This window comes from Pseudomonas sp. RL, from assembly GCF_000647775.1.
GTDB lineage: Bacteria > Pseudomonadota > Gammaproteobacteria > Pseudomonadales > Pseudomonadaceae > Serpens > Serpens flexibilis.
Genome location: NZ_JBOY01000003.1, coordinates 1 through 18495 on the forward strand (window position 1 = coordinate 1; position 18495 = coordinate 18495).

At 65.9% G+C, this 18495-nt stretch carries 22 protein-coding genes and 1 pseudogene; 10 read left to right on the top strand and 13 right to left on the bottom strand.

What is annotated here, in order from left to right; all coding sequences use genetic code 11:
* Nucleotides 1-486 (top strand): annotated as a pseudogene (locus tag AS93_RS20795) (ATP-dependent DNA helicase); the annotation flags it as partial.
* Here AS93_RS20795 and AS93_RS0100780 read toward each other — a convergent pair.
* Nucleotides 455-961, bottom strand: a complete 507-nt coding sequence (locus tag AS93_RS0100780; protein WP_027588796.1) for a hypothetical protein — start codon at nt 959-961, stop codon at nt 455-457. The pseudogene AS93_RS20795 and the gene AS93_RS0100780 sit on opposite strands and share 32 nt — an antisense overlap.
* A gap of 177 nt (nt 962-1138) precedes the next feature.
* Nucleotides 1139-1849: an RNA pseudouridine synthase gene (locus AS93_RS0100785; protein WP_027588797.1), complete on the bottom strand. Its 711-nt coding sequence runs from the start codon at nt 1847-1849 to the stop codon at nt 1139-1141.
* A gap of 104 nt (nt 1850-1953) precedes the next feature.
* Here AS93_RS0100785 and AS93_RS0100790 point away from each other — a divergent pair, with 104 nt between their 5' ends.
* Both AS93_RS0100790 and AS93_RS0100795 read left to right on the top strand, forming a co-directional pair.
* Nucleotides 1954-2544, top strand: a complete 591-nt coding sequence (locus AS93_RS0100790) for a response regulator (RefSeq protein ID WP_027588798.1) — start codon at nt 1954-1956, stop codon at nt 2542-2544.
* 110 nt (nt 2545-2654) lie between these two features.
* On the top strand, nt 2655-3158 hold the full coding sequence (locus tag AS93_RS0100795) for a hypothetical protein (RefSeq protein WP_139181998.1): 504 nt from the start codon (nt 2655-2657) through the stop codon (nt 3156-3158).
* 53 nt (nt 3159-3211) lie between these two features.
* On the opposite strand, the gene AS93_RS0100800 is transcribed toward AS93_RS0100795, so the two are convergent.
* Complete coding sequence (locus AS93_RS0100800) at nt 3212-3652, bottom strand: DUF1043 family protein (protein WP_027588800.1); 441 nt, start codon at nt 3650-3652, stop codon at nt 3212-3214.
* A 205-nt stretch (nt 3653-3857) separates the two neighbouring features.
* Here AS93_RS0100800 and AS93_RS0100805 point away from each other — a divergent pair, with 205 nt between their 5' ends.
* The 6 genes from AS93_RS0100805 (at nt 3858) to AS93_RS0100830 (ending at nt 9819) form a co-directional block, all read left to right on the top strand.
* A complete protein-coding gene (locus AS93_RS0100805) occupies nt 3858-4487 on the top strand; it encodes an alpha/beta fold hydrolase (protein ID WP_027588801.1) in 630 nt (209 codons plus the stop codon).
* A 32-nt stretch (nt 4488-4519) separates the two neighbouring features.
* Nucleotides 4520-5884 (top strand): tryptophan--tRNA ligase, encoded by a 1365-nt coding sequence (locus AS93_RS0100810; protein ID WP_027588802.1) that lies wholly within the window; start codon nt 4520-4522, stop codon nt 5882-5884.
* 227 nt (nt 5885-6111) lie between these two features.
* Nucleotides 6112-7206, top strand: a complete 1095-nt coding sequence (zapE, locus tag AS93_RS0100815) for a cell division protein ZapE (RefSeq protein ID WP_027588803.1) — start codon at nt 6112-6114, stop codon at nt 7204-7206.
* A gap of 152 nt (nt 7207-7358) precedes the next feature.
* Nucleotides 7359-7550, top strand: coding sequence for a CsbD family protein (locus AS93_RS0100820; protein ID WP_027588804.1), 192 nt, complete (start codon nt 7359-7361; stop codon nt 7548-7550).
* A 265-nt stretch (nt 7551-7815) separates the two neighbouring features.
* On the top strand, nt 7816-9441 hold the full coding sequence (locus AS93_RS0100825) for a methyl-accepting chemotaxis protein (RefSeq protein ID WP_027588805.1): 1626 nt from the start codon (nt 7816-7818) through the stop codon (nt 9439-9441).
* A gap of 117 nt (nt 9442-9558) precedes the next feature.
* Complete coding sequence (locus AS93_RS0100830; RefSeq protein WP_027588806.1) at nt 9559-9819, top strand: hypothetical protein; 261 nt, start codon at nt 9559-9561, stop codon at nt 9817-9819.
* 36 nt (nt 9820-9855) lie between these two features.
* Here AS93_RS0100830 and AS93_RS0100835 read toward each other — a convergent pair whose 3' ends face one another.
* The 10 genes from AS93_RS0100835 to napF form a co-directional block, all read right to left on the bottom strand.
* Nucleotides 9856-10296, bottom strand: coding sequence for a DUF3597 domain-containing protein (locus AS93_RS0100835; protein WP_027588807.1), 441 nt, complete (start codon nt 10294-10296; stop codon nt 9856-9858).
* A 94-nt stretch (nt 10297-10390) separates the two neighbouring features.
* The gene (locus AS93_RS0100840) at nt 10391-10759 is read right to left on the bottom strand and encodes an STAS/SEC14 domain-containing protein (RefSeq protein ID WP_027588808.1); all 369 of its coding nucleotides are present in this window, start codon (nt 10757-10759) and stop codon (nt 10391-10393) included.
* Between the two features lie 87 nt (nt 10760-10846).
* Nucleotides 10847-11473, bottom strand: a complete 627-nt coding sequence (locus tag AS93_RS0100845; protein WP_027588809.1) for a hypothetical protein — start codon at nt 11471-11473, stop codon at nt 10847-10849.
* Nucleotides 11474-11790: 317 nt separating this feature from the next.
* The gene (locus AS93_RS0100850) at nt 11791-12408 is read right to left on the bottom strand and encodes a NapC/NirT family cytochrome c (RefSeq protein WP_051587295.1); all 618 of its coding nucleotides are present in this window, start codon (nt 12406-12408) and stop codon (nt 11791-11793) included.
* Nucleotides 12409-12417: 9 nt separating this feature from the next.
* On the bottom strand, nt 12418-12858 hold the full coding sequence (locus tag AS93_RS0100855; protein WP_027588811.1) for a nitrate reductase cytochrome c-type subunit: 441 nt from the start codon (nt 12856-12858) through the stop codon (nt 12418-12420).
* A complete protein-coding gene (gene napH, locus AS93_RS0100860; RefSeq protein ID WP_027588812.1) occupies nt 12855-13763 on the bottom strand; it encodes a quinol dehydrogenase ferredoxin subunit NapH in 909 nt (302 codons plus the stop codon). The genes AS93_RS0100855 and napH overlap by 4 nt, the downstream gene beginning before the upstream one ends.
* Nucleotides 13760-14524 (bottom strand): ferredoxin-type protein NapG, encoded by a 765-nt coding sequence (gene napG / locus AS93_RS18520; RefSeq protein WP_037008298.1) that lies wholly within the window; start codon nt 14522-14524, stop codon nt 13760-13762. The genes napH and napG overlap by 4 nt, the downstream gene beginning before the upstream one ends.
* Before the next feature lie 44 nt (nt 14525-14568).
* A complete protein-coding gene (gene napA, locus AS93_RS0100870) occupies nt 14569-17100 on the bottom strand; it encodes a nitrate reductase catalytic subunit NapA (protein WP_027588813.1) in 2532 nt (843 codons plus the stop codon).
* The gene (locus AS93_RS18525; RefSeq protein WP_051587296.1) at nt 17091-17390 is read right to left on the bottom strand and encodes a chaperone NapD; all 300 of its coding nucleotides are present in this window, start codon (nt 17388-17390) and stop codon (nt 17091-17093) included. The genes napA and AS93_RS18525 overlap by 10 nt, the downstream gene beginning before the upstream one ends.
* Complete coding sequence (gene napF / locus AS93_RS18530) at nt 17387-17875, bottom strand: ferredoxin-type protein NapF (RefSeq protein ID WP_037008303.1); 489 nt, start codon at nt 17873-17875, stop codon at nt 17387-17389. Before napF ends, AS93_RS18525 begins: the two co-directional genes overlap by 4 nt.
* Before the next feature lie 250 nt (nt 17876-18125).
* Between napF and AS93_RS0100885 the strand changes: the two genes are divergently transcribed.
* The coding region (locus AS93_RS0100885) for an MFS transporter (RefSeq protein ID WP_027588814.1) at nt 18126-18495 on the top strand (370 nt) is incomplete at its 3' end.

Below are 18495 nucleotides of genomic sequence, written 5' to 3' on the forward strand. Positions count from 1 at the left end.
GACCCCCTGGAACACATCGCCCGCGTGCTGCTGCGCCGCTACGGTGTGGTGTTCTGGCGCCTGCTGGAGCGCGAGGCCGACTGGCTGCCGCCGTGGCGGGAGCTGCTACGCGTCTACCACCGCCTGGAGGCGCGCGGCGAGATCCGTGGCGGGCGTTTCGTCACCGGTATCAGTGGCGAACAGTTCGCCCTGCCCGAGGCGGTCGGCCTGTTGCGCGAGGTGCGCCGCCGGCCGGCGGCCGGTGAGCTGATCCGGGTCAGCGGCAGCGACCCGCTGAACCTGGCCGGCACCCTGCTGCCCGGCGAGAAAGTGCCGGCGCTGCCGGGCAACCGCCTGCTGTATCGCGACGGTGTGCCGGTGGCGACGCGGATTGCCGGCAAGGTCGAGTTCCGCGATGTGCCGGACGAAGGCGAGCGGGAGCGCTTGGGTCAGGCGCTGGTACGTGATGAATGGCTCACTGGCCGCGCACGTGGGCCGGCGGGTTGACCAGCTGATCGACCACCATCAGCGCGCGGGGAAACGAGGGGTAGCCACCCTTGGCCACGTCCAGCCCGGCATAAGCCTCCCGGTAGCGCAGGGCGTGGGCGCGGTCGGCCTGCGGCGCAAGGAAGGGCTCGCTGTAGATCTTGTAGAGCAGCGCCAGCGCGTGCGGATGGCGGCGTTCGGCGGAGCGTTCGAGCAATGGCAGGATGCGCTCCAGCGCCGCGCGCTGGCGGATCAGCGACACCGCCTGGTAGAGCGCCACTTCGCCACGGGGGTCCTGGTCGGCGATGCGCGCCAGCAGGGCATCGGCCAGTTCCAGGCTGCTCTGGGGGCCTGAGGTGACCAGCAGGCGGGCCTGCATCAGGTCGTTTTCCTGCAGCAGGCGCTGGGCGTGGCTGTCGAGCACGAGCGGCTCGCAGGGCTTGGCGGCACAGCCGCCCAGCGCCAGGGCGGCGCCAAGGAGAATCCATCGGGTCATGTACGGGTCCGTCGTCCGCAGGGTGGGCACCCTGCTTGGTGATAGTCGAGGAACCGGATCAGTGTGGATCGGCGCTGGCTGATTTGCGAAGCAGCGCACGGATTGGCGCGCGTGACGGGCGCGCCGTCGCCGGTGCGTGGTGGCCAAAAAGGGCGTTGACCACCCGACGCCGAAAGCCTAGAAACGCTCGTTCGGCTTCAGGTAGCGCCATTGCCCCTGCGGCAGCTTGGCCATGCTCACGGTGCCCAGGCGGATGCGCCGCAGGCTGACCAACTGCAGGCCCACCAGCCTGCACAATGTGCGGATGTCGCCCGGCTGGGGCGCCTTCAGGGCCAGGCGCAGGTGGGTTTCGTTCTGCCAGCTGGCCTTGCACACCGGCAGGGTGTGTTCGCCCTGGCGGATGCCGCGCTTGAGCTTGTCCAGACCGCCGTCGACGAGCGTGCCCTTGACCTCGGCAACGTATTCCTCTTCCAGCGGCTTGTGGCGGTTGGTCAGGTGACGGGTCACGCCCCAGCTCTGGGTGAATACCAGCAGGCCGCTGGCCTCGCGCTCCAGCAGACCGACCGGCTGCTGGCGTACCAGATGCTTGTGCACGGCGCGCAGAGTAGGGTCATCCTCGGCCCAGCGATTCTCGCGGGTCAGCAGCGCCAGGGCCTGCTCCACGCTGCAACCGGCCGGCTTGTGCAGCAGCAGGGTGGCCGGCGGCACATCCTCGGCCTCGGCGCCGGGCAGCAGCACGATGGGCTCGTCGGTCACCTTGAACTGCGGCTGTTCCACCACCTCGCCAGCGACGGTGACCCAGCCGCCCTCGATGTACAGCTCGGCTTCGCGACGCGAGCAGCCGAGCAGTTCAACGAGGCGTTTGGACAGACGGACGGGTTCGGACATGGCAGTGGACTCCTGAAGGGGCTGCGATTGTAGCCCCAGGTCAATAAACAGGCGGGGGTATTTGACGATAGAATGCGCGCCTCAATTGCCCGAAGGGCTGTTCGATGTCCTGCGTCTATCTGATCGACGACGACGAACTCATCCTCGACCTGCATGCCGAGCTGTTAGGCGCAGCCGGCCTGAAGGTTCGCCGTTTCTCGTCCTCGCGCGCCTTCCTGTCGTCCTATGTGGCGGCGGGCGACTGCGAGTGCATTCTCTCCGACCTGCGTATGCCCGAACTGGGCGGGCTGGAACTGCAGGCCGAGCTGCTGGCGCGCGGTGTCGAAACGCCGTTGATCTTCATCACCGGGCACGCCGACGTGGCCACCGCCGTGGAAGCCATGCGCCGGGGGGCCTTCGACTATGTGGAAAAGCCCGTGGACGGCCGGCAGTTGCTGGCGCGGGTGCGTGCCGCGCTGGCGCGCTGCGCCGAGCTGCATCAGGCCGGCCAGGCCCGACGCGCGCGCGAGCAGCGGTTGGGCTTGCTCACCGCGCAGGAGCGGCGCATCGCCGAGTGGGTGGTGCAGGGCAAATCCAGTCGGGAAATCTCCGAGCTGGCGTCGATCAGCGTACGGACGGTGGAAAATCACCGGGCCCGCATCATGGACAAATTGCAGGTGAGTTCGGTGGTGGAGATGGTGCGCATGCTGTTGTAGACCGCTTCGGTGGTCGCGGACAGGGAACTGTTGATGCGCCGGTGGGTCGTTTTTCATGAGCGAACGCTCCATGTGTGTTCCCATGAAGAGGCTTACCCATGAAAAGATTTATGAGCTTGTCCGTATTGGCCGCCGCGCTGTTGCCGGTTGCCGTTCTGGCCGCGCCGACGGCGGGAACCCAGGAAATCACGCTCAGTGGCGCCGGCAGCAGCGACAAGGATTTCGATTCCACTCTGCTGAACGTCCAGGGCAGTTGGGGGCAATACCTGAATGATTCCTCCCTGTGGGGGATCCGCCAGTTCGTCGGTATCTTCGATACCGAGGGAGAAAGCACCAAGTTCCAGGGTGCGACCCGGGTGTTCTACGACTACCACTTCGGCACCGGCAACACTCGGCCGTTCATTGGCGCCAGCCTTGGCGGCATTTATGGCGACAATGTCGACGACACCTTCATGGCCGGCCCGGAAATCGGCCTCAAACACTGGGTCAACGACAGTACCTTCATCACCGGTATGGTCGAGTACCAGTTCCTGTTCGACAGCGGCAGCGAGGCCGAAGATACCTACGATGACGGCACGCTCTTCTACAGCCTGGGTTTGGGCTACAACTTCTGAACCCTGCCCTGAAACGAAAACCGGAACCCTAGGGTTCCGGTTTCTTTTGGGGCTCAGGGATGTTTGAGCCCGTAGTGTTCGTCCAGGGTGCCTGGTGCGCCGGCCGGCTTGGGGGCGTAGTCCTTGGGCGCCTGGGAGTCGAGCAGGTCGGATTCCGGAGCCTGCAGACGCTCGCGCTTCTGCTGGTCGTGCAGGGCTGACAACAGACGTTGGCGTGTCACTTCGTCCAGCGCCAGGCGATCGATGCCCTCGGTGAGGTGTTCCTGCACATCCTGGTAGCTCTGGGTGAGCTTGCGCACCAGGGCGGCCGTGGTATTGAAATGAGTGACCACTTCACTCTGGTAGGTTTCAAAACGCTCCTGCAGTTCGTCGAGCTGACTCTGGGTGCGGCTCGGCGCGGCACCAGGTGCCAGGCGGGAAATCAGAAAACCGATGACGACCCCGACAAGCAGGGCAATGGCCGGCACCAACCAGACCATGAGCGACTGTTCCACGAGTCCTTCCTCTATCTGCGGGTTTGTTTTACGTTAGCGACCCCAGTCTGCCCCCGAATGCCGCACCGTACAATGCTACGAAACGCCGGGAATTACTGGTGGCGCGGCCGTCTGTCCGGCGGCGCGCCGTTCTCCGGTGGTGCGTGCACCGCCCGGACCTGAACCAAGACGAGTCGACCCCCAACCGGGTCACGGAGTTCCTGCCTTGCTCACCCGCGAAACCCCTCTGCAGCTCGACGGCCCCAGCGGCGCGCTCGAAGCCCTCTACCTGCCAGTGCCCGACGCGCGCGGCCTGGCGCTGATGTGTCATCCCAACCCGGTCAAGGGCGGCACCATGCTCAACAAGGTGGTCTCCACCCTGCAGCGCACCGCCCGCGACGCCGGCTACAGCACCTTGCGCTTCAACTACCGGGGCGTGGGCGCCAGCGCCGGCAGCCATGACATGCACATGGGCGAGGTGGATGATGCCGAGGCGGCCTGCGACTGGCTGCGCGCCCAGCATCCCGAGCTGCCGCTGAGCCTGCTCGGTTTCTCCTTCGGCGGCTTCGTCGCCGCCGCGCTGGGCGGGCGTCTGGAGGCGCGTGGTCAGCAGCTGGAGCACATCTTCATGGTCGCCCCGGCGGTGATGCGCCTGGACGAGAACGTGCCGTTGCCGCAGACCGGCACGCTGACCCTGATCCAGCCCGAGGACGACGAGGTGGTGCCGCCCGAAGCGGTCTACGCCTGGTCCGAAGCCCTGGCGCGTCCCCATGAGCTGCTGAAAGTGGCAGAATGCGGCCACTTCTTCCATGGCAGGCTGACCGACCTCAAAGAGCTGGTCAGCGAGCGCCTCTGAGCCGCCTGCCACACGTTCGACGGATTTGACACATGACCACGCGCATCCTTACCGGCATCACCACCACCGGCACCCCGCACCTGGGCAACTACGCCGGCGCCATCCGCCCGGCCATCGTCGCCAGCCGCGCCGCCGATGCGGACTCCTTCTACTTCCTGGCCGACTACCACGCGCTGATCAAGTGCGACGACCCGGCGCGCATCCAGCGCTCGCGTCTGGAAATCGCCGCCACCTGGCTGGCCTGCGGCCTGGATACCAACAAGGCGACCTTCTATCGCCAGTCGGACATCCCCGAGATTCCCGAGCTGACCTGGCTGCTCACCTGCGTGGCCGGCAAGGGCCTGCTCAACCGTGCCCACGCCTACAAGGCGGCGGTGGACAAGAACGTCGAGGTCGGTGAAGACCCGGATGCCGGTGTGACCATGGGCCTGTTCAGCTACCCGGTGCTGATGGCCGCCGACATCCTGATGTTCAACGCCCACAAGGTGCCGGTCGGCCGTGACCAGATCCAGCACGTGGAAATGGCCCGTGACATCGGCCAGCGCTTCAACCATCTGTTCGGCCAGGGCCGCGAGCTGTTCACCCTGCCCGAGGCGGTCATCGAGGAAGAGGTGGCGACCCTGCCGGGCCTGGACGGTCGCAAGATGTCCAAGAGCTACGACAACACCATCCCGCTGTTCGGCAGCGCCAAGCAGCTCAAGGACGCCATCGCCCGCATCGTTACCGACTCGAAGCTGCCGGGCGAGCCCAAGGACCCGGACAACGCCCACCTGTTCACCCTCTACCAGGCTTTTGCCAGCGCCGAACAGCAGGCCGCCTTCCGTGCCGACCTGCTGGCCGGGCTGGGCTGGGGCGAGGCCAAGCAGCGCCTGTTCGAGTTGCTCGACAACGAGCTGGGCGAAGCGCGCGAACGCTACCATGCGCTGATCGCCAAGCCGGCCGACCTGGAGGACATCCTGCTGGCCGGCGCCGCCAGGGCGCGGCGCATCGCCACTCCGTTCCTGGCCGAGCTGCGCGAGGCGGTGGGCCTGCGCTCCTTCCGCGAGCAGGTGCAGGTCGCCGGCGCCAGCAAGAAGAAGGCCGCCAAGACCGCACGCTTCGTCAGCTTCCGCGAGCCGGATGGCAGCTTCCGCTTCCGCTTCCTGGCCGCCGACGGCGAGGAACTGCTGCTGTCGCGGCCGTTCAGCGACCCGAAGAAAACCGGTCAGGTCAGCCAGCGGCTGATCGCTCAGGGGCCGGATGCGCTGGAGCTGCGCGAGGACGAGGGCACCCAGTTCACCCTGTGGCTGGACGACGAGTGCATCGCCGACAGCCCGAGCTTCGCCGATCCCGAGGCCCTCGACGCGGCCATGCTGCGGGTGCGCGACGCCATCGCCGGGCTGGCCGCCGAAAGCTGACTTCGTTGTTGGTTCGGCGCCGAGCCGCTGGGGGTGGGAGCGGACTTGTCCGCGAGCTTTGGGTATGGCCTGGAAAAGACTCGCGAATGAATTCGCTCCTACGGGCACGCGCCGGTCGCCACTTTTCATGACCTGAGGAAAGAGCTGTCTTGAACGATCTGAGCAAATTGCCAAGCACCGAGGGCGCCGTTAAAGTGTCGGCCCCCTCCACCAACCCCGACGCTGCCATGACTCCACTCCAGCGCTATCAGGCCGATCTGCAACGCCCCGACTTTTTCCACGACGCCGCCCAGGAAAACGCCGTGCGTCACCTGCAGCGCCTGTACGACGACCTGGTGGCCGCACAGCAGCAATCGAGCGGCCTGCTCGGCAAGCTGTTCGGCAAGAAGGCGCAGGGCCCGATCAAGGGCATCTACTTCTGGGGTGGCGTGGGTCGCGGCAAGACTTACCTGGTGGATACCTTCTTCGACGCGCTGCCGTTCGAACAGAAGATGCGCACGCACTTCCACCGCTTCATGAAGCGCGTGCACGAGGAACTGAAGACCCTCAAGGGCGAGAAGAACCCGCTGCCGATCATCGCCAAGCGCTTCGCTGGCGAGGCCCGGGTGATCTGCTTCGACGAATTCTTCGTGTCGGACATCACCGATGCCATGATCCTCGCCACCCTGCTGGACGAGCTGTTCAAGAACGGCGTGTCGCTGGTGGCCACCTCCAACATCGTGCCGGACGGCCTGTACAAGGACGGCCTGCAGCGCGCCCGTTTCCTGCCGGCCATCGCCCTGCTCAAGCAGCACACCGAGATCGTCAACGTCGACAGCGGCATCGACTACCGTCTGCGCGCCCTGGAGCAGGCCGAGCTGTACCACTGGCCGCTGGACGCCGAGGCCGAGCTGAGCCTGGAGCGCAGCTTCAAGAGCCTGCTCACCGAGAATTGCACGGTGCGTGAAAACGAGCCGCTGATGATCGAGAACCGCATCATCCGCGCCCGCAAGGTGGCCAACGACATCGCCTGGTTCGAATTCCGCGAGCTGTGCGACGGCCCGCGCAGTCAGAACGACTACATCGAGCTGGGCAAGATCTTCGAAGCGGTGCTGGTGGCCAACGTCGAACGCATGGATGCCATGAAGGACGATATGGCGCGGCGCTTCATCAACCTGGTGGACGAGTTCTACGACCGCAACGTCAAGCTGATCCTCTCCGCCGAAGTGGAACTCAAGGACCTGTACGCCGGCGGCCGCCTGGAATTCGAATTCCAGCGCACCCTGAGCCGTCTGCTGGAAATGCAATCCCACGAGTTCCTGGCGCGCCCGCACAAGCCCTGAGTGTGTGGTCGCCCGCTGCAGGGCTGGCATAGAGCCGGCTCTGCAGCGATTCATGTTCCACGAGCCTCTGTCCCGCCCTTTGCCGGGTGGATGAAACCTTTCCCCGACCCGCCACTCCACTGCACTGAACCCATCAGTGAGGGAGATTTGCCATGAGCAGTGCAGGCGACAAGGCCCGCGGTATGGCCAACGAAGCGGCAGGCAAGGTCAAGCAGGGCGTCGGTGAAGCCACCGGCAACCAGGGCATGCGCCAGGAAGGCAAGATCCAGGAGCGCAAGGGCGAAGCCCAGCAGGTCAAGGGCGACGTCAAGGACACCCTGAAGAAAGGCATCGACAAGGCCTGACCTTCCCCCACCGCCCGCCGATGGGTTTTCCGGCCCATCGGCTCCCCTTCGATTCCGTTCCTTCAATCAGGCCGCAACGCGTTCGATCTTGCCGTCGCCGGCGTTCGGTTGGGCGGAATGCTGGCGCCATTTTATTATCTTTTTCCTAATGAATGCCGCGCCGTTGCCGATTAGATGATCAGCGGCAGGCGGGCTCGTGGGGCCGCTGCCCACTGACAGACACGCAAAAAAAGAACAAACCTTCAGCGGAAAAGGGATTCCCCCCATGTTTCTCAGGCGATTCAAGGTTGGCCATCGGGCCATCGTCAGTTTTTCCATCGTGGCCCTGCTGGTCGTGCTGCTCGGCGTGTTCGCCAAGAGCCAGATGCAGGTGATTCGCGGCGCCACGCTCACCATGCAGGACAACACGCTGCCCAGCTATCGCGCCCTGGGCTGGATCGGCGAGCAGATGCTGCGCCTGCGCATCATGTCGTTTCGTCTCTATGTGGACCGCGAGCCCGACAAACTCAAGGCCAGTCTGATCCGCGCGGACGAGATCGCCAACGATCTCGCCAAGGCGGTGAACGATTACGAGAAGTTGGTGGTCAGCGAGGCAGAGCGCGAGCAGTTCCGCCTGGTGCGCCAGGCCATGCAGGACTACGTGAACATCCACAAGAGCCTCGTGGACGCTTCCGCCCGGGGCGAGCTGGAGCCGATGCGCGCCCTGCTGGGCGGCGACTACAACCGTCTGTCCATCGAGCTGGGTAAGCAGTTGAACCGGCTCATCGAGATCAAGGGGCAGATTGCCGGCGATTTCGCCCAGAAGGCCCATGAGCAATACGAACTGGCCGATATCGGCGTGCTGGTGTTCATGGCGCTCGCCGCGCTGCTGACCATCGTGCTGGCCAGCGTGCTGACCCGCAGCATTGTCGCGCCGCTCTCCGAAGCGGTACGCATGGCCGAAGTGGTGGCCAACGGCGACCTTACCCACGCCATTCGTGTAGAAGGCCGGGACGAGCCGGCCCAGCTGCTGGCCGCCCTGGAACGCATGCAGCAGAACCTGCGGGATACCCTGCAGCGCATCGTGGATTCCTCGAACCAGCTGTCCTCGGCGGCCGAAGAGCTGAATGCCGTCACCGAGAACTCCAGCCGCGTGCTGCAACAGCAGAACCAGGAAATCGAGCAGGCGGCCACCGCGGTCAACGAGATGACCACCGCCGTGGATGAAGTGGCCCGCAACGCCACGGCTACCTCGGAAGCCTCCCAGGCCTCCGACCGCACCGCGCGGGAAGGTCGCAACCAGGTGGAGCGCACTATCGAATCCATCAACCAGATGACCCGCGAGGCCGGCAGCAGCGCCCAGGAAGTCGACAACCTGGCGGGCCAGGTGCGCAGCATCAGCACCGTGCTGGACGTGATTCGCGCCATCGCCGAACAGACCAACCTGCTGGCGCTCAACGCCGCCATCGAAGCGGCCCGGGCCGGTGAGGCGGGGCGCGGCTTTGCTGTGGTGGCCGATGAGGTGCGTGCCCTGGCGCATCGTACTCAGCAGTCCACCCAGGAAATCGAGCAGATGATCCAGGCGGTGCAGCAGAGCACCGACCAGGCCATGAGCGCGATGCAGACCAGCAACCAGCGCGCGCAGAGCACGCTGGAAATCGCCCATGCCGCCGGCGAAGCGCTGCGCCAGATCACCGAGTCGATCGGCCATATCACCGAGCGCAACCTGATCATCGCCAGCGCTTCGGAAGAGCAGGCCCAGGTGGCTCGCGAGGTGGACCACAACCTGGTCAACATCCGCGACCTGGCCATGCAGACCTCCGCCGGCGCCAACCAGACCAGCGCCGCCAGTCACGAACTGGCGCGTCTGGCGGTGCGCCTCAACGAGCTGGTGACCGGCTTCCGCCTGTAAAGGGATGAAGCGGCCAGCGCGGCGTCGGGCTGGCCGCTTTCGTCGGAACGTCTTGCAGGGGCTCGCAGGCTGGGCCAGCCTCCCTCAACACCAATGGGTATCCGCGAGGGCCTGGCCATGCAACGTCTGCATTGCACCTACCGCAACCACACCATCGTCGCTGACGTGATCGAGTACGAGGGCAGCCCGTTGCCCTGGGCGGCCGGCTGCCGCATCACCGCGCCCGACGGGCGCAGCAGTCGCCGGTTCCCGCTGCCCCACGAACGCGCCTTCCTGTCCGACCGGGACAAGGCCGAACAGGTATCCCTGGCCCACGGCAAGTGGCTGGTCGACCAGCATCTCGACCAGAGCCGCGAGCTGTTCGCCTCGGCGGCCTGAACGGAAACGGGGCTGCCCTGCGCAGCCCCGTTCGGGTCACAGCAGTTCCGGAGGAATGGTGCCGCCGTGCTCGGCCAGGCGCTTCATGACCTCCTTGTGCAGCCACATGTTCATCTGCGCCGAGTCCGCCATCTTGTCCGGCGGGCAACCCAGCTCAGTGGCCAGCTCCTTGCGGGCTTCCAGGCTGCTGTTCAGGCCGAGCAGCTTGAGCAGGTCGACAATCGAGGTGCGCCAGTTCAGCTGCTCCGAATGCGTGGCGGCCATGCTCTCCAGCTTGGCGGCCACATCGACCTGGCTGACCGGTGCTGCCGTGGCGCCCGGTGCTGCTGTCGGGCTCGGCGGCACCACGCCGGAATCGACCGTGGTGCCGCCCGCGGCGGTGGTGGTCCCGGATGGCGGGGCGCCCGCCGGGCGCTCCGTGGCATGTGCGTCGCGGCCGATGCCGAGTTTTTCCTTGATCAGATCGAACAGGCCCATGGGTGGATCCTCCGCTGGTGGTGGTTCTGATGCGACCGCGGATTCGGGCGGGCATTCACTGGTCGGCGGGCTGATCGATAGAGGGTGGCGCGGCTCAGGCTTCGTTGAGCCAGTCTTCGGCTTGCGGTTCCTGGTCGGTGCGAAAGGCGCGAACCTGCAGGCCGGGGATCAGCGCGCCCTCCACCTCGCTGGCGTGGCGCAGCCAGGCGGTGTCGGTCAGCACGGCGCAGCGCTCGAAGCGCTGGATCAGCCGGAACAGTTGCGGCAGGCGCGCCAGCTCGACGGCGAAGGCGCCGAGGGTGGGCAGATCGAAGGCTTCCAGGCGGTAGAGCAAACGGCCCTTGTGCAGGCCGGTGGAGGCATTGAGCAGATGGTCGAGCAACTGGGTCATGGCGTCGCTGTCGAGCTTGCCGTGGATCTCCAGGTCGACGCGGTTCTCACCGCTGCGCTTGACCGTGAACATGACGTGTTCCTCACCTGCGGGTTGCTACAGGCAGGCTAGTTCACCGTTGGCGGGCTGTCGGGCGAGGACCCGGCAGCCCGGGGCTGTTCAGCGCAAGCGCATTTCCTTGCCGCTCTTGGCACCGGCCGGGGGGGCCATCTCGGTGGGGGCGGGAATATCGATATGGCGGGTCGCCGGCAGGCGCTTGAGGCGATTCAGCACCGAGACCACCGAGTCCAGCGAGCGCAGGGTGTTGATCTCCACGTGGGGATTCTCCACCGGCCGACGGGTATGGATCTGGTACTGGCGCCACCAGACCACGGTCTTGCCGGCCTGCGCGGGCAGGTCCAGGGTCAGGATGCGCGTCATCTCCGCATAGGGGATGAACCTATCGACGCGGGAGGCGACCTCGGCGGGCAGGTGCAGGCCGTCCTCGTCGAAGAAGGCGTCGAGTTCCGCGCGGGGTTCGACGCGCCGCTTGGCGGGCATCAGGGCCAGCACCCCTGCCAGCACCCCCAGCGCCAGACAGGCAATGCCGGCTTCGGGCTGGCCGAGCAGAAACGCCGGCACGCTCAGCAGCAACAAGGGGAACCACAGCCATTTCCAGAAACGCTTGTAGACATTCGGCGAGTCGCTCGGGGTCGGCAGGTCCGCAGGATTGCGGGAAAAGCTGTCGATCGTCTCGGGGAAGATCTTGATGATGGTTTTCGGGACGGTGTCTGCGGGGGTCGTCATGCGTCGTTATCCTTGAATATCCGAGGCGTCGACCTTGCAAAAGGGGCCGCCATCGGTCCTGGCCCGGCATTGCCGGGGTCCGCCCACAGCCCGGACGGCGGACAAAGGGCAGCGACACGCGCGCCTGATTGATCCGTCAACGGGTAATGGCTATGTGGCAGCAAGCGAGAGTACAGGGTTGCCGAATCGGCGCAAAGACCCGCTTTTCAGAAAAAGCGCGACGTTGATGCCGCGTTGGCGGGGCGTTGCGCCACAGGGGGTTCCGGCTACGAAAGATGCTCTGAAAATGGGGCGCAGACGCGCCCCGGAACTCGGATTCAGCGGGTCGAGACGGGGTGCAGCACGTCTGCGGGCAGCGCGCCGGGAAGCGTATCGCCAAACCCCTGGTCGATGGCTGGCAGCTTGTGGGCAATGCCCTTGTGACAGTCGATACAGGTCTGACCCTCGGCGAAGCCCTTCTGGTGTGCGTTCGAGGAACGGCCGGCCTGTTCGGCATAGTCGAAATAGCTGAAGTCGTGGCAGTTGCGGCATTCCTGCGAATCGTTGCGCTTCATGCGCGCCCATTCACGCTGTGCCATGACCGCGCGCTTGGCCTCGAACTTTTCCGGGGTGTCGATGCTGCCCAGCATCTTGTGCAGCAGTTCGTTGGAGGCATAGAACTTGCGCACCATCTTCGGCCACCACTCCTTGGGCACGTGGCAGTCCGAGCAGACCGCGCGCACCCCGGTGCGGTTGTTGTAGTGAATGGTGTTGCGGTATTCCTGGTACACGTTCACTTCCATCTCGTGGCAGGAGATGCAGAACGTCTCGGTGTTGGTCCATTCCATGGCGGTGTTGAAGCCACCCCAGAAAATGATGCCCAGCACGAAGGCCAGGCCGACGGCGCTGAATACCAGCCCGATCGCCCAGGCCCACACTTTCTTGATCTTGTTCATGACGAGTCCTTACAGGCCCGGGGCCGGGCTGAATACGTTGTCCACCAGCTGCTTGGCATCGGTCTGCGGCACGTGGCACTGCAGGCAGAAGTAGCGGCGTGGGCTGACGCTCGAAAGCTCCTGGCCTTCGCGGTCGCGAAAGTGGGTCAGAGACACCTTGGTGGCGCCAGTGGCCTGAGCGCGGCTCCAGGAGTGGCAGTCCATGCACTTGTTGTAATTGAGGGTCACCTGGTAGTTGGTCACGCTATGCGGGACCAGCGGCGGCTGCTGCACGAAATCACGTGGCAGCAGGCCGCCGGCGTCACGGATCTCGCGGTAGTTCTCGGCCGGATGTTCCGCGCCGCCGACAGCGGTTTCGCGCAGGCTCTTCACGCCCTCGGCGCTGGCCGAGAACGGGAGGGCCAGCACGAGCGCAGCGATGCCCACGGCTTTCTGGATGGCAGTTTTCATGATTCGCTCCTGTTGAAACGCGTCGTCAGGCGGAACACATCCTGGCTGCACACATCGACACAACGGCCGCAGGTGGTGCAGTCGGAAGAAAGAATGAGGGGATGGTCTTGTCCGGCCGCCTTGAGGGCGGGACGGATGACCTGGGGTTCGGGGCAGACCTTGAAGCAATCCATGCAGTCGTCGCAGGCCCGGCGGCGGGGCGCCGCCACGCGCAGCAGGGCGAACTTGCCCAGCAGCCCGTAGAACGCACCGACCGGGCAGACGTGGCCACACCAGCCACGTGCGGCAAACAGCAGGTCGTAGAGAAACACGGCGGCCACCACGCCCCAGGCCGCGCCGGCGCCGAAGATCAGCGCGCGGTGCAGCATGGAAATGGGGTTCACCCATTCCCAGGCGATGCCGCCGGTAATCAACGACACCAGCAGAGTGGCCAGTAGCAGCCAGCGCCGCAGGCTTTCCGGCGGTGTTGGCGAGGTCTTGATCTTCAGCGTGCGACGCAGCCAGCCGGCGGCGTCGGTTACCGGGTTGATCGGGCAGAACCAGGCGCAATACAGACGCCCGCCGATCAGCCCGTAGAACAGCAGCACGATCAGCGCGCCGGTGAGCGCCGCCGTCTCCGGCAGATGCCCGGCCAGCAGGCCTTGCAGCAGCATGTAGGGATCGGTCAGCGGCAGGGTGTCGAGCGTGACGCTCGACGCCAGGTTGCCCTTGACCGGCCACCAGGCCTGTTCCAGACGGCCATTGCGGGCCAGCCACAGGCTGATCGGACCGATCAGGAACAACCCCAGGAAACCCAGCTGCGAAGCGCGGCGCAACAGCAGGAAGCGGTTGGCGCCGAGCCAGCCCTTGGTTTCCCGGGCGGCGGCGGTCGGCTTGCGCCCGGCTACGCTCCTGGGCGAACTCATGGCGCTTCTCCCGTATCGAGCCCGCGTACCGGCAACTGGATCTGGTCACCGATCAGCGAACCGCCGGCCTTGTCCTTCTCCTCCCAGCCCTTGCGGTAATGGTCGGCGGCCTTGGCCTGGGCCAGCGGGCGCGGCAGCACCTTGATGGCCGAGGCGTCGGGCAGCACACAGGCCTGCTCGCACTTGCCGCAGCCGGTGCAATGCTCCGAATGCACGGTGGGCAACAGCAGCGCGTGGCGGTCCGAACGCGGGTTGTGGTAGCGCTCCAGGGTGATGGCCTCGTCGATCACCGGGCAGACCCGGTAACAGACGTCGCAACGCAGCCCCAGGTAGTTGAGGCATTGCTCCTGATCGATCAGCACCGCCAGGCCCATGCGCGCCTCGTTGATATCGGTGAGCGCATGATCCAGTGCGCCCGTCGGGCAGGCCGGCACGCAGGGAATGTCCTCGCACATCTCGCAGGGCACGTCACGGGCGGTGAAGAACGGCGTGCCGGTGGGCACGGGTTCGCCGAGCGTGGCGAGCTTGAGCGTGTCGTAGGGACAGGCGCGCACGCACAGGCCGCAGCGCACGCAGGCGGCGAGGAAGTCCTCCTCCGCCAGCGCGCCCGGCGGACGCAGCGCGGTCGGCGCCAGGGCGTTGGCCTGGTTGCCGTACAGTCCTACGCCCAACCCCAGCACACAGGCGCCACCGATCGCTGCGGCGGACTGCTGCAGGAAACGGCGACGGCTGTTGGCGGGCATGTCTGGTTTGTCGGTCATGACAGCGACTCGGGGTCCGGGGGCGCCGTGGCGCCCCGTTCACCTCAGGCCTTGAGCACCTTGACGGCGCATTTCTTGAAGTCCGTTTCCTTCGAGAGCGGGCAGGTGGCGTCCAGCAGCAGCTTGTTCACCAGCCGGCCCTCATCGAAGAACGGCATGTACACCAGGCCGCGCGGCGGCTTGTTGCGGCCACGGGTTTCCACGCTGGCCACCACCTCGCCGCGCCGCGATACGATGCGTGCCTGCATGCCGCGCTGCAGGCCACGGGCCTTGGCGTCGTCCGGGTGGATGTAGAGCACCGCCTCGGGCGCCGCCTTGTGCAGCTCGGGTACGCGGCGGGTCATGGAGCCGGTGTGCCAGTGCTCGAGGATGCGGCCGGTGGACAGCCACAGGTCGAACTCGGCGTCCGGCGATTCATGCGGCGGCTGGTAGGGCAGGGCGAAGATGTTCGCCTTGCCGTCCTTGTGGCCGTAGAAGCGCACGCCTTCGCCGGCGGGCACGTACACGTCGTAGCCTTCGCGGAAGCGCCACAGGGTTTCCTTGCCATCCACCACCGGCCAGCGCAGGCCGCGGGCGCGGTGGTAGACGTCGAAGTCCGCCAGGTCGTGGGCATGGCCGCGACCGAACTGGGCGTATTCCTCGAACAGACCCTTCTGCACGTAGAAGCCGAAGTGCTTCGACTCGTCGTTCATGTAGTCCTTGATGGCGTGTTCGTTGACGCGCTTGAGGTCCTTGAGGTCGAAGCGGGTGGTCATCTTGTTGGCGAACAGGATGTCGTACAGGGTCTTGCCCCGGTGCTCCGGCTGCTTGGCCAGCAGCTCTTCAGGCCAGACTTCCTCCACCTTGAAGCGCTTGGCGAATTCCAGGTACTGCCACAGGTCCGAGCGCGACTCGCCCGGCGCCTTGACCTGCTGGCGCCAGAACTGGGTGCGGCGCTCGGCGTTGCCGTAGGCGCCTTCCTTCTCCACCCACATGGCGGTGGGCAGGATCAGGTCGGCGGACAGCGCCGACACGGTCGGGTAGGGGTCGGACACCACCACGAAGGCTTCCGGGTTGCGCCAGCCCGGCAGGATTTCGTGGTTGATGTTCGGACCGGCCTGCATGTTGTTGGTGGTCGAGGTCCAGTAGCACTTCAGCGTGCCGTCCTTGAGTGCACGGCTCTGCGCCACGGCGTGCAGGCCGACCTTGGCCGGGATGGTGCCTTCGGGCAGGTCCCACAGCTTCTCGGTCAGCGCGCGGTGCGCCGGGTTGGTGACCACCATGTCCGCCGGCAGGCGGTGGGCGAAGGTGCCCACCTCGCGGGCGGTGCCGCACGCCGACGGCTGGCCGGTGAGCGAGAACGGCCCGTTGCCCGGCTCGGAGATCTTCCCGAGCAGCAGGTGCACGTTGTAGATCATGTTGTTCACCCAGGTGCCCCGGGTGTGCTGGTTGAAGCCCATGGTCCAGAAGGACACCACCTTCCTGTTCGGGTCGGCGTACAGCTCGGCCATGCGCTTGAGCTTGTCGGCCGGCACCTTGGACAGCTTGGCGGTGTACTCGAGGGTGTAGGGTTCGACGAATTTGGCGAACTCCTCGAAGCTGATCGGCTTGTGGGCGTTGGGGTCGCCCTTGCCGTTGTAGCCGTTCTGGGTGGCGGCCTGTTCACGCGGGTCGTTGGCGCGCAGGCCGTAGCCGATGTCGGTGACGCCCTGGCGGAAGTTCACGTGCTTCGCCACGAACGCCTGGTTCACCTTGTCGTTCTGGATGATGTAGTTGCAGATGTAGTTGAGGATGGCCAGGTCGGTCTGCGGCTCGAAGACCATGCCGTTGTCGGCCAGCTCGAAGCTGCGGTGCTCGAAGGTGGAGAGCACGTGCACTTCGCAGGGCTTGTGGGTCAGGCGGCGGTCGGTGATGCGGCTCCAGAGCACCGGGTGCATCTCGGCCATGTTCGAGCCCCAGAGCACGAAGGCGTCGGCCTGCTCGATGTCGTCATAGCAGCCCATCGGCTCGTCGATGCCGAAGGTGCGCATGAAGCCGACCACCGCCGAGGCCATGCAGTGGCGGGCGTTGGGGTCGATGTTGTTGGTGCGCAGGCCGGCCTTGTGCAGCTTGGAGGCCGCGTAGCCTTCCCAGATGGTCCACTGGCCGGAACCGAACATGGCCACCGAGTCCGGGCCGTGCTGCTTGATGGCTGCCTTCCACTTGGCCGCCATGGTGTCCAGTGCTTCCTCCCAGCTCACCGGGGTGAACTCGCCTTCCTTGTCGTACACGCCGTTCTTCTTGCGCAGCAGCGGCGTCTGCACGCGGTCGGCGCCGTACATGATCTTGGACAGGAAGTAGCCCTTGATGCAGTTCAGGCCACGGTTGACCGGCGCATCCGGGTCGCCCTGGGTGGCCACCACCTTGTCGTTCTGCACGCCGACCAGCACCGAGCAGCCGGTGCCGCAGAAGCGGCAGGGCGCCTTGTCCCAGCGCACGGCGTTGCGCGTACCGGCCTGTTCGGCGGACAGCACGGTGGTGGGCACGGCCATCCCTGCGGTTGCGGCAGCGGCGGCGACAGCATTGGCCTTGATGAAATCGCGTCTGTTCAATGACATGGTTGGACTCCCGTTGCCGGTTGCAGGGTTGTTAGCGCCGGATCGAACGCCTCGGCGTGTTCCCCGTTGAATTCGTAAGCCAGGGTTGCGGACAGCACTTGCGGCACCTTGTGGGCCGCGATGATCGAGTCGGCGACGGAGTAGTCCGCGCCGTCCTCCACCGTGACGATCATGCGTCCGGCGTCGAAATCCTCGGCGTGCACCTGCACGCCAGGAATCTGTTCAAGGCCGGCGCGGGCGGTGGGGATCTGCTCGGGCATGACCCGCAGCACCAGGCTCACGATTCTCATGCGGCCTCCTTCTTCGATTGGGTGGTGATGGCGTCGACCGGGCAGGTCGCGATGCACTGCCCGCAGCCGTTGCAGCGGTCGGTGTCCAGCTCGGGTCGGGCAATGCCGCCCAGGCGGGGCCGGAAACGGATCGCGTCGGCCTCGCAGCGTTCGGCGCACAGCCGGCACTCCACCCCCCGTTGGGTCAGGCAGGCCGGGTCGATATGAGCGCGCCAGATAAAGGGCTCGCCGGCGTCGTCGCCCAGCAGCGCACCGCGCGTGCAGGCCTGAACGCAGTCGCCGCACAGGGTGCAGCCGGTAGTGGAAAAATCGATGACGGGAAACCCGCCGCTGCCCGCCTTGAGTATCCCGGGGCCACAGGCGCGGATGCAGGCGTCACAGCGGTCGCAGCGCTCTGAGAACAGCGACTCGGCCACCGCCCAGGGCGGTCGCGCGCCGGGTACGGAAAGACCGGCGGAAAAGAAACGACGCTTCGATGCGTCCATACGGCTAATCCTCGTTGTTAATGTGGATTAAGCCGTTTGTCGCATTTTCGGAAACTGACCCAGGTCAATGATCGCCGCGTCATTTCGGCGCATTGGCTGATATCGATGCGTGCCTGAGAGGCGCTCGCATCGCCGCGCGTCGTCCACGCTGGCGGGGGTGGTTGGCGGCGGCCTGGCCGAGTTCTAGAATGCGCGCCTTCCCTCCCGCTCCTGTTGGCGTTCCGTCCTCCGACGCCTGGTTTTCCTCTCCATGACAACGTCGCATACCGCCCAGCCGGGTCGTTGGCTGTCTGTGGCCGCGCTGGCCCTGGCCGCCTTCATTTTCAACACCACCGAATTCGTGCCCGTGGCGCTGCTCACCGACATCGGCGCCAGTTTCGGCCTGCCGCCCGAGCGCGTCGGCCTGATGCTGACCATCTATGCCTGGCTGGTGGCGCTGGCCTCGTTGCCCCTGATGCTGCTGACCCGGCATATGGAGCGGCGCCGCCTGCTGATGGGCGTGTTCGGGCTGTTCGTCCTCAGCCACCTGCTGTCGAGCGTGGCCTGGAGCTACGCGGCGCTGGTGGCCAGCCGCATCGGCATTGCCTTTGCCCATGCGCTGTTCTGGTCGATCACCGCGT

What these genes read in the sequence shown, in the direction of transcription:
- AS93_RS0100780 (WP_027588796.1), bottom strand. Translation starts at nt 961, where the DNA reads ATGACCCGATGGATTCTCCTTGGCGCCGCCCTGGCGCTGGGCGGCTGT.
- AS93_RS0100785 (WP_027588797.1), bottom strand. Translation starts at nt 1,849, where the DNA reads ATGTCCGAACCCGTCCGTCTGTCCAAACGCCTCGTTGAACTGCTCGGC.
- AS93_RS0100790 (WP_027588798.1), top strand. Translation starts at nt 1,954, where the DNA reads ATGTCCTGCGTCTATCTGATCGACGACGACGAACTCATCCTCGACCTG.
- AS93_RS0100795 (WP_139181998.1), top strand. Translation starts at nt 2,655, where the DNA reads ATGAGCTTGTCCGTATTGGCCGCCGCGCTGTTGCCGGTTGCCGTTCTG.
- AS93_RS0100810 (WP_027588802.1), top strand. Translation starts at nt 4,520, where the DNA reads ATGACCACGCGCATCCTTACCGGCATCACCACCACCGGCACCCCGCAC.
- zapE (WP_027588803.1), top strand. Translation starts at nt 6,112, where the DNA reads ATGACTCCACTCCAGCGCTATCAGGCCGATCTGCAACGCCCCGACTTT.
- AS93_RS0100820 (WP_027588804.1), top strand. Translation starts at nt 7,359, where the DNA reads ATGAGCAGTGCAGGCGACAAGGCCCGCGGTATGGCCAACGAAGCGGCA.
- AS93_RS0100825 (WP_027588805.1), top strand. Translation starts at nt 7,816, where the DNA reads ATGTTTCTCAGGCGATTCAAGGTTGGCCATCGGGCCATCGTCAGTTTT.
- AS93_RS0100830 (WP_027588806.1), top strand. Translation starts at nt 9,559, where the DNA reads ATGCAACGTCTGCATTGCACCTACCGCAACCACACCATCGTCGCTGAC.
- AS93_RS0100835 (WP_027588807.1), bottom strand. Translation starts at nt 10,296, where the DNA reads ATGGGCCTGTTCGATCTGATCAAGGAAAAACTCGGCATCGGCCGCGAC.
- AS93_RS0100840 (WP_027588808.1), bottom strand. Translation starts at nt 10,759, where the DNA reads ATGTTCACGGTCAAGCGCAGCGGTGAGAACCGCGTCGACCTGGAGATC.
- AS93_RS0100845 (WP_027588809.1), bottom strand. Translation starts at nt 11,473, where the DNA reads ATGACGACCCCCGCAGACACCGTCCCGAAAACCATCATCAAGATCTTC.
- AS93_RS0100850 (WP_051587295.1), bottom strand. Translation starts at nt 12,408, where the DNA reads ATGAACAAGATCAAGAAAGTGTGGGCCTGGGCGATCGGGCTGGTATTC.
- AS93_RS0100855 (WP_027588811.1), bottom strand. Translation starts at nt 12,858, where the DNA reads ATGAAAACTGCCATCCAGAAAGCCGTGGGCATCGCTGCGCTCGTGCTG.
- napH (WP_027588812.1), bottom strand. Translation starts at nt 13,763, where the DNA reads ATGAGTTCGCCCAGGAGCGTAGCCGGGCGCAAGCCGACCGCCGCCGCC.
- napG (WP_037008298.1), bottom strand. Translation starts at nt 14,524, where the DNA reads ATGACCGACAAACCAGACATGCCCGCCAACAGCCGTCGCCGTTTCCTG.
- napA (WP_027588813.1), bottom strand. Translation starts at nt 17,100, where the DNA reads ATGTCATTGAACAGACGCGATTTCATCAAGGCCAATGCTGTCGCCGCC.
- AS93_RS18525 (WP_051587296.1), bottom strand. Translation starts at nt 17,390, where the DNA reads ATGAGAATCGTGAGCCTGGTGCTGCGGGTCATGCCCGAGCAGATCCCC.
- napF (WP_037008303.1), bottom strand. Translation starts at nt 17,875, where the DNA reads ATGGACGCATCGAAGCGTCGTTTCTTTTCCGCCGGTCTTTCCGTACCC.